This is a genomic window from Streptomyces sp. NPDC059679 (assembly GCF_042734105.1).
GTDB lineage: Bacteria > Actinomycetota > Actinomycetes > Streptomycetales > Streptomycetaceae > Streptomyces.
Window position 1 is genome coordinate 1 of the sequence record NZ_JBHWES010000135.1, and the last position, 12387, is coordinate 12387.

A 12387-nucleotide genomic window follows, 5' to 3' on the forward strand; every position below is an offset into this window, starting at 1 on the left:
AAGTGCCTTCACCCGCAAAGGGCCGGGGCGGCATCATGATCTGTCGTGCTGCTGCGCCTGGCCTACCTCGCCGCGACCAACGCCCTGGCGTTCCTACGTTTCCTGCCGATGAGCGACAAAGAGAAGGACATCGAGATCCTCGTACTCCGGCACCAGCTGCTGGTCCTGCAACGTCAGGTCGGCAAGCCGGGCTTCACCGACAGCGACCGTGCCGTCCTCGCCGGCCTGCTCCACCGCCTCCCCAAAGACAGACGGCGGCACCATCTGCTGCTGGTCCGCCCCGAGACGGTCTTGCGCTGGCATCGCGAGCTGCTACGGCGGCGCCATGCCGCGACCTGCGTACCCAGGCGACGCGGACGCCCACGCACCATCCGCTCGATCCGCGCCCTGGTCCTGCGCCTGGCCAGGGAGAATACCGCGTGGGGGTATCGCCGGATCCACGGCGAACTCGCAGCGCTGGGGATCAAGGTCGCCGCCTCAACCATCTGGGAGATACTCCGCGAGCACAGCATCCCACCCGCACCCGAACGGCAGAGCACCACCTGGGCGGACTTCCTCCGCAGCCAGGCCAAGGCCATTCTCGCCTCCGACCTGTTCGAAGTCCGCACGCTGACGGGGGCGCGCTTGTACGTCTTTGCTGTCATCGAGCACTCCACCCGTCGTATCAGGGTCCTCGGCGCCACGGCACACCCCACCGGGGACTGGATCGTGCAGCTCGGACGCAACCTCCTCATGGATCTCGAGGACGCGGGCAGCAGGGCACGGTTCCTGATCCGCGACCGCGATTCGAAGTTCACAGCCGCCTTCGACGCCCTGCTGACCGATGCCGGTCTCAAGGTCGTCACCACCGGCATTCGGATACCGCGTATGAATTCACTCATGGAGCGCTGGATACAGACCTGCGCCACCGAACTCCTGGACCGGACCCTGATCTGGAACCAGAGCCACCTTCTCCACGCCCTGCGCGAGTACGAATCCTTCTACAACGAGCACCGCCCGCACAGAGCCCTGGAACAAGCCGCCCCCTGCCGCCCGCTACCCACACCCATCACCCAACAAGCCCAACTCGCCCACCAGGAAGTCAGCCGACGAGACCGACTCGGCGGAACCCTCCACGAATACCAACGAGCGGCGTGAACCGCACGGATGATTTATCGGCACCCGCACAGCCGCAGAGTCCTGCGCACTCGCGTCCTCGGCGGCGTGATCAACGAGTACAGATACGCCGCTTGACCAGGAGCGATGATTATTCGAGCCCCGCAGGTGCGGCGCACTGGCACCCGGCGTACTCGCTACCGTGGCCTCGCCAAGACCTCATTGGCCCAGGTCCTGACCGCAGCCGCCCTCAACCTCTACCGACTCGACGCCTGGTGGACCGGAACCCCCCTGGGCACGACACGAGTCTCCCACTACGAACAACTCGTCCTCACTCTCGCGGCCTGACCGACAAAAGCCCAGATCACATCGACCAACAGAGTCCTTCAGGTATGGCCGTGTTTCTGGACTGCGTCAGCGGCTCGGTGTGCCCGCACCGCCGATTCCTCGTCCCCGGCCGCTTCATAGACCTGTACGGCGGCGAGCCAGCTCTCGCGGGCCAGTTCCCGCTGGTTCAGGGCCTCGTGCAAACTGGCCAGGAGCTCAAAGGTGGTGCCCAGCTCGACCGCGGCGCCTGTCTCGGCGTACGCCTGGACCGCTTCGTTCAACTCTTGGAAGCCCTGCGGCCAGTCGGCCGTATGCATGAGTGTCGTTCCAAGGGAGAGCCGTGACCTGGCTTCCTCGTACCTGTCTCCGAGCTGGTGAAAGATGTCGGCAGCCATACGGAACGCGGCGATCGCCTCGACAAGGCGTTCGTCCTCGGCCAGGGCCAGGGCCAGGCGGTACCGCGTTCCAGCCTCGTCGTGCTCATCACCCAACTCGCGGAACATGTCGGCCGCGGCTCTGTGCGCCTCGGTGCCCTCCGCTCTGCGCCCCATCCCCAGCAGGACGCCTGCTCGGTTGGCCTCGGCACAAACCTTGGTGTACTCGTCGCCGAGGCTTTCGTAGAGGTCGATCGCGGTGGTGATCGCCGCTTCGGCTTCCTCGTACCGTCCCTCAAAGCACAGGGCATTGCACAAGCTGAGGCATGCATTTGCCCGCAGCCGGTCGTCCTTGAGTCGCAGACTGATGTCGGCGACCTTCGTGTGCAGCGGGATGGCCTCGCTGTAACGCCTGAGCTCCTGCAGGCTGTTGCCCTGATTTTGCAGAGCTGCGACGTAACCGGGCTGATGTCCGACGTTCCGGGACAGCTCCGCGGCCTCCGCGTGGGTCTCCACGGCCTGCTCGAATCGTCGCAGCCCTCTCTGGGCAGTGCCGATATCATTCAGGGCGTTCGCAGCGGCAACGTCGTCGCTGCAGAGCCTGAATACGTCGGCGGCCACGCGGAGCAGCCTCTCCGCCTCCTCGAAGCGGCGTACGTTGGTCAGTGCCTGTCCACGCAGGCGCAAGGCGATCGCTATGTCACGCGGATGGCCGCCGGTGAGGTGAGCGACCACGTACGCCGTCGTACTGACTGTGATCAGGTCGTCGAAGTACCGGCCACGCGTCAGGTAGTCGCAGAGATCGTCAAGAACGCCGATGGCGATCTCCAACTCTCCCATGTCCATCGCTGCCTGGGGCACAGCGAGCAGATTGGCGTGCTCGGCTCGTAGCCAGGCCAGCGCCTGTCCCCGGTCGTCGAAGCGGTCGGTGTCACCGGCGTCGGCGATTCGCTCGAGCGGAGCTGCCAGGTATGCGTTGGCAGCCTGCGCCCCGTCTGCGTAGTAGTTCAACAGTCGCAACAGCGCCGGTCCGTCTGGCGAGTTCACCTCCGCCGGATCGGAGGACCGGGCATGGTGCATCGCGTAGTCCCGTACCAGGTCGTGCATAGACCACCGCTCGTCGGCGCTCTCCAGCAGATGCCCCCGCACAAGCTCCCGCAGCCCCGCACGGATCCGGAGCCCGTCCTCGTCCGTCAGCGCGGCCACGGCGGGCAGGCCCAGGTCGGGACCCGGGTTCAGGGCGAGGAGGCGGAAGAGGCGGGCGGTGTCCGGCTGCAGGTGGCGGTAGGAGAGGTCGAAGGCGGCGCGCAGGGCGCGTTCGCCGTCGTCGAGGTGGTTCAGGCGGGAGTCGGCGCCCGCGAGGTCGGCGGTGAGGCCGGCGAGCGTGCGGCCCGGTTCGAGGATGAGAAGGCCGGCGGCAATGTGCAGGACCAGTGGGACACGGCCGCACAGGGCGACCAGGCGCTCGGCCGCCTCCTGGTCGTCGAGCTCGCGGCCGGCCCGTCTCAGGACGTCCCGCAGCAGATCGACGGCCGGATCGCCGTCCGGTCCGGGCTGGAGTGTGCTGAGGTCGACCAGCAGTGCGCCCTGGGAGGCCAGTCGTGGATGGGTGTGGCGTGAGGTGGCCAGCAGGCGGTGCGGGCCGGGTCCGGGCAGCAGCGGCAGGATCTGGTCGGAGTCGGAGGCGTTGTCCGCCAGGATCAGCACGCGCCGTCCCGTCCTCGCCAGCGCGGCCAGCGCCGAGCGGTACGTCCCCTCCCGTTCCGGCTGGGTCGGCGGGATGTCCTCCGGTGCGGTGTCCATGGCCCGCAGCAGGGACTCCAGGGCCTGGTGGGCCGTGACGGGGACGGGGTCGTAGCCGCGCAGGTTCACCGAGTAGGTGTCGGTGAACCATCCGTGGTCCACGGCGTGGTGGGAGGCCGCCAGTGCCAGCGCCGTCTTGCCGATGCCTCCCATCCCTGCGACGGCCGCCGCAGCGGAGACCACCGCTCCGCTCGGACCGTCACCTCGTGGCGGGGCAAGGACGTCGAGGAGACGACGCAGTTCCCCGTCTCGGCCGGTGAAGACGCTCGGCGCAGCGGGGAGCGTCAGTGAGGCCCTGGGTACGGTGGCGGCGACTTCCTGTCCGTCGCCCCCTCCGACCTCGTCCAGGAGGCGCAGCACCTCCTGGAGGGCGGACAGCCGCCGGTCCCACACCCTCAGGTTGGCCTCGGCCGGTTCCAGCGGTACGGCGGTGTCGGAGGCGTGCCGTTTGCAGGCGAGCACGAAGGTGCGTACCAGATCCCAGTCCGGCACCTCCTTCCCTTCCTCTCTCAGCAGCTTGCTCAGCCCGGTGGTGCTCAACACCCTTACCGCTGGCGTGCCTTCCTCGACGAGACGCTTAGAGGCCCGGTGGAGAGCGACGTTCGTCGCGTGCGCGTTGTTGCGCAGTCTGAGCAGTCCCTTCACGAACTCCTGGCGCGCCCGGTCCGCGACCGATGTCACCACCATGCCCCGACCTCCCGTTCCCCCGGCATCACCATCCCGGAGTGTCCCGTGCCGCACCGGCCAGCCTCGCCCGCCACCGTCGTCCCGCCCGGTCAGCCTAGGGTTCCGACAGGCACGGAACATCCGGAATCCCGATCTGTCCCGCGATCGGTTCCCGCCGTCCTCTCGCGCGGATTCTGCCGCCATGAACCAGACCATCGAGACCGTGATCGTCATCGTGCTGTTGGCGGTTGTCGTCGCACAGCACGTCCACCAGATCGCCGCCCAGGAACTCTCCTCCAGGCTCGCCATCCTCATGGCCACCGGCGCCGCCTTCACCGGGACCTTCTACCTGCTGAAGGCCGTCGCCGAGGCTGTAGACCTGATCTGAAAGACCCCGTAGGACGGCTCGTTGACGGACCCTGATCAGTCGGAGGCCGGATCGGTACCGCCAGTCAGAACCGCCAGTCGGTCCTGCTGTCGGCGGTTCGCCTTCTTCTTCAACTCGGTTCGCGGTCACAGCAGCCAGAGCGTCGAGTTTGTCCTGCAGCTCGCTGGCCCTCGCATTCGCCTTGCGAAGGCGGCTCCTGAGCTCGGCGATCGTCTCATCGCGTTGAACCTCGCCAGGCGTGCGAAGGACGGGACTGGCTACCTGGGCGTTCCACTCGGCCAAGATGTCGTCGGCGCGGTGCACGGTGGCATGGCTGACCTGAGCCTCCCGCGCGAGGTTCTCCTTGGTCAGCGCGCCGTCGCAGCGCAGGGGCTGTCCGGCCAGGAGTCGGGCCATGGCCTCGCGGAGCTTGGTCGCTGTGGCTTCGGATACCGGCATCAGGCATTCACCTTCAATTTCTCGATCTGCGTGATGCCCGCGCGCACCTCGGCGAGCCGGTTCTCCCAGTTCGCGGCGGGGCTTGGACAGCTTTGTGTTCAGCAGGGCCAGCAGGTGGTCCTCGTCGAGGCGCCAGATGCGCTCGTGGGCCGACACGAGAACCGAGTTGCGGCAGCGGGACGGCTGACAGGCTCCGAGCAGGGGCTCTTGGCCCCGTTGCTCGGGAGGGAGCTGGTTCTGGCACTCTGCGGTGGGTGCGTTCCACAGGCAGTGGTTGATCGTGCCGAGGTGGAGGTTGGCGAACTCGTCGCGGAGAAGCGTGATTTGCAGCCGTTCGTCGGCGACCTGGCCCCGCAGTCTCGGGGTCTGATCGATGACGTCGTTGACCTGGTCGAGGGCGGCATGGAATCGGGCCGCACCGGGGCCGGCCGCGACGGTCTCCCCGCGGTGGCGGGCCTTGAGGAGCGAGACGAGCTTCTGCGCGGCCGCGGTCTGCAACTGGGTGTCGAACTCCTTCGCCCACTTGGCGTCGAGTCGGCCGCAGGCGCCAGTGAGGCCGTTGGCCCGCGCTCGGCGGGCGGCGTGCTTCAGCTGGATCCCCAGCGCGATCTCGCCATCCGGCTGCTGGCTGGCGATGATCGACATGGTGCGGCGGAACATATGCGGCCGTACGTGCGCGGCCGGGATCTCGTCGAGCCCGGTGCTCTCCCGATTGGCGTTGACGGCGGCCACGAACATGTCGATGTCCTCCGCCGCGATGATTCCGGCGCTACCGGGCGCCCTGCCTTCGCCGGGCGGCGTGAGGCTCGCGAAGATGTGGGTCTCGTGCCAGGACAACTGCTCTGCAACCGCGATGGCCTGTGCGACGGGTTCGATGATCCACCAGTTGTCCCGGGGCTTCGAGGCATCGCCCTTCGTCTTTCGTGAGGCGATGGCCGGGGCTCCGAAGTACTGGGTCAGCGATCCGCGCTGGATCTCCTGGATTACTGGCGGGAGAGGGTTATTCCAACCGTGCACTATTCCTGAGCCTTGAGAAGCCTCAACCGCAACTGACACCTGACCTCGCCGGCCACCAGACCATGACGGACGCCTCCGGCTCACGAGCCGACCAGACTCGTCCTGTCGAGAACACGGTGGGGATGCCAGGACAGGCGCCGCAGGGCAGTTGTGGGTGCCGATTATTACATCCGAGCTGGTCAGGCGGCATGTTCATAGGTGTGGAGAGTGCCGCCGAGTTGGTCCTTCCGCCGGATATCGAGGCGGTTGAGCTGTTCGGGATTGGCGAGGAGACGGGGGAGTGGGCGCAGGGGTGCTGCGGCGCGGAGGGTGCGGTGGGGTCGGTGCTGGTTGTAGAAGGTTTCGTATTCGCGGAGTGCGTGCAGGAGGTGCGCTTGGTTCCAGATGAGGGTGCGGTCGAGGAGTTCGGTTCTGCAGGAGCGGATCCAGCGTTCCATTACTGCGTTCATGCGGGGTACGCGGATACCGGTCTTGATGATGGCGACGCCTTCGTCTTCGAGTACGGCGTCGAAGGCATCCGTGTATCTGCGGTCGCGGTCACGGATCAGATACTTCACCGTCGCGCCGGCCCCGTGGAGGTCCATGGCGAGGTTCCGGGCAAGTTGGGTGGTCCACGCTGCGGTGGGGTGGGCGGTTGCGCCGAGGACGCGGATACGCCGCGTGGCGTGCTCGATGGCGGCGAAGACGTACAGGCGTGCTCCGGTCAGCGTCCGGGTTTGGAAGAAGTTGGCGGCAAGAATTGCGTGTGCTTGGCCGCGGAGGAAGGTGGTCCAGGTCTGGCGGTCGCGCTGGGGTGCGGGATCGATGCCGTTGTGTTGGAGGATCTCCCATACCGTGGAGGGGGCTACCTTGATCCCGAGGGTGGCGAGTTCGCCGTGGATTCTTCTGTATCCCCAGCTCGGGTTTTCTCGGACCATGCGCAGGATGAGGGTTTGGATGCTGCGGTGGGTGGCTTGGTCGTCCTGGCCGTTTGGGGCGGGAGGCGTTGGCGTGGCGGCGGTGTAGGAGGTCGCGGTGCCAGCGGAGGACCGTGTCGGGGGAGACGATCAGATGAAGTCGCCGGAGTGTGGTGGGGGGAGCCGGTGCAGCAGGGCGGCGAGGAATGTGCGGTCGGGCGGAGTGAGTCGGGGTTTGGCGACCTGGCGTTGAAGGACGGCCAGTTGGTGGCGCAGGGTGAGAATCTCGACGTTCTTGTCGGTGTCGCTCATCGGCAGCAGCCGCAGGAGAGCGAACACGTTGGTAAGCGTGAGGTAGAGGAGTCGCAGCAGCACGATGGATCATCCTGGCGTACCAGCCCGGTGACTCTCAGCCGCATCCTTAATCCTGCAGGTCACAGCCTACGGATGAGGTTTTCGGTACCCACAACGTCCTGGTTGATGTCCAGGACGTCGCGAATCAGCTCCAGCAGGGCCGCCTCGTCATTCAGGACTCGGCGGGACAGCAGCCGTTCGCCCCGCTCGTTGAGCACCACGCAGTGGTGATGCTCCTTGCCGATGTCCATCCCGGCCCAGATCTGGGGCACGGCCACCTCCGTCAGCTCGTCGTCAGTCCATCCCGCAGACGACCTCGCCGACGTAGTCCTACAGAGCGATCAAGTCGCGCATCCCAATTGGCGGTCGAGTCGTCGCGGGGCTCCGGGCGGCCATGTTCTCTGAGCCATCCGATCGGCTCCTCCATGACAGCCATACCTGGAGCCCCTGGGCCCACCGATCTTACGAATGACCAGCGGAAACCCACGCTTGAAAGGTATGACTCCATGATCACGTGGATTCGTGCCCGTTCTGCTGTCCGCCCCGTTCTCCGGCACCCATTGCCGACCCGCCTCACCGATCACCAACCTTCGAAGGCACAGGACAGCCGACGCCGCGACGCCCCAGCGGCCTGCCGTGCGGCAGCAGCCCCTCTGAGGTCGGCGGGCGTGTTGCTCGGTACGGACGATGGCCAGGAAGGCATGGACGAGCATCGCGAGGGTGACCCAGCGGACCCAGGAGGGGCCGCGGCGGAGCTGGTGCCCTCGAGCCTGGCCTGCTCTTCCCTCAGTGGAAAGTCTCCACCACCCGCCACCTGGATCCCTGACTCGCACCAGTCCAGCCAGAGGCAGCGGTTCAAGTGAGACAGCGGTAGTAGGCGAGCTCACCTGACCGGCCGGCTGCCGAGGCGAACCTGGCAGAAGCTGTCCGCCGAGGCAGATGCCAAGGGGCACCCAGAGCTGCGGCACAGGGCATTGAATACGGCAAGCCGACACCGCGCGGCCGTTTCCCCGTTCATAATCGCAGCAGGCTCTGGTGCCTCACGAAGGGGCGGGGGATGAAGCTGACGATCGATCTGCGTGCCGGGGGCCGCAGAGCCATCTCGGACAACTGCTACGGAGGCGGCTTCTTCTTCAAGCTGGAGGAAATGTTCTACAGGGGCGAGTTCGGCCCGTCCGACGGCATCGAGCGGTGGAGAGACTCATCCGCCGCGTGAGCAAGAAGTTGTTCGAGGTCGACGTCCCCGACGCCGACTTGGCCCGCATGACCGTCGGAGAGCTGAAGACGATCTGTCTGGCCGAGGCCCGCCGCGTCGGAGTGGTCGCCCCGGAACGCATACAGGAAGAGGAAATCCAGTCGACGTACGCCGACAACATCCTCGATGTCTGGCTGTCCGACCCCGTGCTGGACGAGCGCCTGGACAGCCGCCTTCCTCTGTCCGAACTGAACCTGACCGACGGCGACTTGCTGGTCCTGTCCATCGAGCACCCGGACAGCGGCTGCCTCCAGATGCTGCCGCCCCAGAACCCGGCGGAGCTGCTGCACTGGCTTCAGCTGGCGGAGAACACCACCGTACCGAAGGATCGCCTCCGGTTATGGGGCGTGCTGCTCTACACCCAGGCCGACGTCGAGCTCGCGACGTACGTTCGCACCCACTTCGACGATCTGAACGTCCTGTCCGGCCCCGCCACCCGCGTCTTCGTCGTGGAGCGGCGCCAGGGCTGGTCGACTGCCAGGAAGTACTGGCGCCGCCACATGGAACCCGAGCTGTACCGGGTGATGTCGGCAATGCGCTGGCTGCGGTGGACGCCGTACGACCCGCAGGGCGCCTACGAGATCGCCTCCATGCTAGGTCTCGGCCCTGAGCAGCTGCCATGCCTCGTCTTCTTCCATTCACGGCACGGCCCGTTATACGAGGGCGACAAGCTTGTCTTCCGGATCGAGCACCCCTCGACGGCGTACTTCCGTGCCCTCTTCGGGGAGATCGCGGCAGTCCTACGCACTCTGCCCGCCCGTGCACAGACGCTGCCCGAGCATGCACGACTGCTGGGCGGCTATGACGCGCTCTCACCCTCGCGAAGAAGCCCTACGTACTGGGACTTTTTGCGATTGTCGGCGTCGGCTGAGTCGTGACCCACTTTGGGCGGTTGAAATTTGACCCGGTGGTGTCGGTTCAGTCGTTGTCGGTGGTGTCAGTGGGGGTGCGTCCGAGTTCGCGTCCGCGCATGCGGTAGGAGTCTCCTTTGAGGGAGTGGACCTCGGCGTGGTGGACGAGTCGGTCGATCATGGCTGCGGCCACGGTCTCGTCGCCGAAGACCTCTCCCCAGCGCCCGAAGGGTTTGTTGCTGGTGACGATCACGGACGCGCGTTCGTATCGGTTCGAGATCAGCTGGAAGAACAGGTTGGCGGCCTCCGATTCGAAGGGGATGTAGCCGACCTCGTCGACCACGATCAGCGGGTAGCGGCCGAGCCGGGTGAGCTCGGCGGCCAGGTTTCCGGCCTGGTGGGCTGCGGCGAGCCGGTCGACCCACTCGGCGGCGGTGGCGAAGGCGACGCGGTGTCCGGCCTGGCAGGCCCGGACCGCAAGGCCGATGGCCAGGTGTGTCTTCCCTGTGCCGGGCGGCCCGAGGAAGACGACGTTCTCTTTGCCCGCGATGAAGTCCAAGGTGCCCAGATGGGCCAGTTGCTGGCGCGTCAGGCCGCGCAGATGGGTGACATCGAGTTCCTCGATCGTCTTGATCGCGGGGAAGCGGGCGGCCCGTACTCGGGCTTCGCCGCCGTGCGATTCACGGGCGGAAACCTCGCGCTGGAGGCAGGCGACGAGGTATTCGGCGTGGGTCCAGGATTCCTTGCGGGCTCGTTCGGCGAGCCGGCCGGCGGCGTCCAGCAGGGCCGGTGCCTTCAGGGCCCGGGCCAGGAAGGCCAGTTCGGAAGAGGTCTGCTGGCTGGTGCGGCGGCCTGCGGCCGGGACCTTGTCGACGGGCTGGGCCAGTGCGACGTCGCCGTCGTTGGTGGCAGTGCGGGGCATCAGCCTGCCTCCTTGTCGGCACCGCCGTCGATGACGGTGAACAACCGGTCATAGGTGCCCAGCTCGCGCTGTTCGACCTCCACTAGCAGGCCGCCGCCGACGGCCTGGATCTGACCCGTGGGGCGACGGCGTGTCTGATGTCGCACGATGTGGCCTGCCTCGGCATGCTCGGGGTCGGTCAGAGTCTGGTGGCGGGCCCAGCAGCGGGCATGCTGGGCCACGATCTCCCCGTCGGTGGCCAGGACGATGACCTGGTCGTTGTCGGTCAGCACGGTGACGTGGTGACCGATGGCCGCGGGGTCGACGGAGTAGTCGCAGGTGTCGACGCGGACGTAGTGGTCACGGCCCAGCCGGGTGGAGAACCGCCACCAGGTCGGCGGGTCGACCGCGGGCAGGGTGAGCATTCCGGCCCGGTCCGCTTCCCACCGGTCGGCCGGGCGGGCACCGAGCGTGCGGTGGACTCGCCGGTTGGCGACCTTCAACCACTCGCTCAGCTGTGTGTTGAAGTCGTCCGGTCCGCTGAAGTGTCGCCCGGGCAGGAACGAGGTCTCCAGATAGCCGTTCGCCCGCTCCACCAGCCCTTTGGCTTCCGGATCCCGCGGGCGACACAAGTAGATCTTCGTGGCGAGCAGGCCCGCGAACGCGGCGAACTCCGATGTGGGACGCCCTCGGCCGATGCCTGTCTCGTTGTCCCAGACCAGCATCTTGGGAACGGCACCCCATTGCGACAGCAGCCGCCAGTGCCCGTCGATCAGGTCGCCGGTCCTCCGCGAGGGCAGCATGCGGGCTGCGATCACCCGCGAGTATCCGGACACCATCACCAGCACCGGCGGCCGACCGGCCTGCCCATAGCCCAGTGGGATCTCCGCTTCCGGGAACCAGAGGTCACACTGGGCCAGCTCACCGGGCCGATAGGTCGTGCGGGAGACGGGGTCGACGGGGAGGTAGGCGGGTCGGAGCTCACGGATCCGGTCCTTGAGGATCGTCATCCCCCGGTCCCACCCGATCCGCTCTGCGATCACTGTCGCGGGCATCGTCGGGGTCTCCCGCAGGAGCTCGCGGATCTGCACCTCGACTGCATCAACCGCCGAGCCCTTCGCGGGCCGCTGATACTTCGGTGGCCGGTCGTTCGCCAGGGCCCGCTTGACCGTGTTCTTCGAGATTCCCAGATGCCGCGCGATTGCCCTGATCGGCATCTGCTCCGCCCGGTGCAGACGACGGATCTCTGCCCAGTCTTCCACGAGGATCACCCTTCCCTCCTGACCTTGATCACCAAGGCCAAGAATCAGATGAAAATCCACAAGTGGGTCATTATTGACACGCCGTCAAAGGGTCAGATTTCGACCGTCGCCGAGAGCGATCGACGGACTTGAAGACTGGGAGCGGCCCGCGTGCTGACGAGGCTCTGCGCGCGATGCTGTCCTCCTCCGCCCGTGCTGCCGACGCAACTGCATTCGAAGCCCTCCGGGCGGCCCAGCTCGCCATCAGATCGGCCATGCGGGCGGCCATCCCACCACCAGGCGGAATCACTGTCAGCAACAGTCAGGTCATCCTCGAAACCGCGGGAGCCACTATGCCGGAGAACTTTTACTTCCAGGGCGAGAACACCACGTTCATCAACCGGCCGCAGGACACCGTCATCCGGGACTTCCAAAACGCGCACGGCACGGCCATCCGAGCAGACGACCTGACGCAGCTGCTGCGTCTGGTCCTGACAAGCAGGGACATGGCCGCCGCTGACCGGGAGGAGGCCGCCAGCACGATCCACGACATCGCCCGAATCGGCTCCGGCTCCCTGCTGGACCCGGCGGCCGCCAGCACCCGGCTGGAGCGGCTCCGGGCGCTCCTGAGCTCAAGCGCCGACATCGCGCAGCCCGCGCTCACCCTACTCGCCTCTCTCACGGCCGCCGGACGGGCTGTGGGAGTTGTTCCAGCGGGTGGTTCCGGAGGTGCCGACCCGCCCGCAGGGTGGTGGCCGGCGTCGGTACGGAGATCGTGAGG

Annotated in this window: 9 protein-coding genes and 2 pseudogenes; 5 read left to right on the forward strand and 6 right to left on the reverse strand. The window is 66.9% G+C overall.

Annotated features, from left to right (window positions below):
• Nucleotides 1-45 precede the first annotated feature (45 nt).
• A complete protein-coding gene (locus ACFV2X_RS54415) occupies nucleotides 46-1137 on the forward strand; it encodes an integrase core domain-containing protein (protein WP_385631483.1) in 1092 nt (363 codons plus the stop codon).
• Nucleotides 1138-1242: 105 nt separating this feature from the next.
• The gene (locus ACFV2X_RS54420; protein WP_385631486.1) at nucleotides 1243-1443 is read left to right on the forward strand and encodes a hypothetical protein; all 201 of its coding nucleotides are present in this window, start codon (nucleotides 1243-1245) and stop codon (nucleotides 1441-1443) included.
• 38 nt (nucleotides 1444-1481) lie between these two features.
• On the opposite strand, the gene ACFV2X_RS54425 is transcribed toward ACFV2X_RS54420, so the two are convergent.
• From ACFV2X_RS54425 to ACFV2X_RS54440, 4 genes and pseudogenes are all read right to left on the reverse strand, one after another.
• Nucleotides 1482-4286 (reverse strand): tetratricopeptide repeat protein, encoded by a 2805-nt coding sequence (locus tag ACFV2X_RS54425; RefSeq protein ID WP_385631488.1) that lies wholly within the window; start codon nucleotides 4284-4286, stop codon nucleotides 1482-1484.
• 94 nt (nucleotides 4287-4380) lie between these two features.
• On the reverse strand, nucleotides 4381-6108 hold the full coding sequence (locus ACFV2X_RS54430; RefSeq protein WP_385631491.1) for a hypothetical protein: 1728 nt from the start codon (nucleotides 6106-6108) through the stop codon (nucleotides 4381-4383).
• 179 nt (nucleotides 6109-6287) lie between these two features.
• Nucleotides 6288-7379 (reverse strand): annotated as a pseudogene (locus tag ACFV2X_RS54435) (integrase core domain-containing protein).
• A gap of 92 nt (nucleotides 7380-7471) precedes the next feature.
• Nucleotides 7472-7609 (reverse strand): annotated as a pseudogene (locus ACFV2X_RS54440) (transposase); the annotation flags it as partial.
• Nucleotides 7610-8415: 806 nt separating this feature from the next.
• Between ACFV2X_RS54440 and ACFV2X_RS54445 the strand changes: the two are divergent.
• The gene (locus ACFV2X_RS54445; protein ID WP_385631494.1) at nucleotides 8416-8574 is read left to right on the forward strand and encodes a hypothetical protein; all 159 of its coding nucleotides are present in this window, start codon (nucleotides 8416-8418) and stop codon (nucleotides 8572-8574) included.
• Nucleotides 8571-9491 (forward strand): hypothetical protein, encoded by a 921-nt coding sequence (locus ACFV2X_RS54450; protein ID WP_385631497.1) that lies wholly within the window; start codon nucleotides 8571-8573, stop codon nucleotides 9489-9491. The genes ACFV2X_RS54445 and ACFV2X_RS54450 overlap by 4 nt, the downstream gene beginning before the upstream one ends.
• Nucleotides 9492-9531: 40 nt before the next feature.
• Here the strand turns inward: ACFV2X_RS54450 and istB are convergent, their stop codons facing one another.
• Both istB and istA read right to left on the reverse strand, forming a co-directional pair.
• Complete coding sequence (gene istB / locus ACFV2X_RS54455) at nucleotides 9532-10386, reverse strand: IS21-like element helper ATPase IstB (protein ID WP_385631499.1); 855 nt, start codon at nucleotides 10384-10386, stop codon at nucleotides 9532-9534.
• Nucleotides 10386-11636 carry an IS21 family transposase gene (gene istA / locus ACFV2X_RS54460; RefSeq protein WP_385631501.1) on the reverse strand — a complete coding sequence of 417 codons (1251 nt, stop codon included), beginning with the start codon at nucleotides 11634-11636 and terminating at the stop codon, nucleotides 10386-10388. The genes istB and istA overlap by 1 nt, the downstream gene beginning before the upstream one ends.
• A gap of 323 nt (nucleotides 11637-11959) precedes the next feature.
• Here istA and ACFV2X_RS54465 point away from each other — a divergent pair, with 323 nt between their 5' ends.
• Nucleotides 11960-12385, forward strand: a complete 426-nt coding sequence (locus ACFV2X_RS54465; RefSeq protein ID WP_385631504.1) for a hypothetical protein — start codon at nucleotides 11960-11962, stop codon at nucleotides 12383-12385.
• Nucleotides 12386-12387 lie beyond the last annotated feature (2 nt).

What these genes read in the sequence shown, in the direction of transcription:
- ACFV2X_RS54445 (WP_385631494.1), top strand. Translation starts at nt 8,416, where the DNA reads ATGAAGCTGACGATCGATCTGCGTGCCGGGGGCCGCAGAGCCATCTCG.
- ACFV2X_RS54465 (WP_385631504.1), top strand. Translation starts at nt 11,960, where the DNA reads ATGCCGGAGAACTTTTACTTCCAGGGCGAGAACACCACGTTCATCAAC.
- ACFV2X_RS54420 (WP_385631486.1), top strand. Translation starts at nt 1,243, where the DNA reads ATGATTATTCGAGCCCCGCAGGTGCGGCGCACTGGCACCCGGCGTACT.
- istB (WP_385631499.1), bottom strand. Translation starts at nt 10,386, where the DNA reads ATGCCCCGCACTGCCACCAACGACGGCGACGTCGCACTGGCCCAGCCC.
- ACFV2X_RS54425 (WP_385631488.1), bottom strand. Translation starts at nt 4,286, where the DNA reads ATGGTGGTGACATCGGTCGCGGACCGGGCGCGCCAGGAGTTCGTGAAG.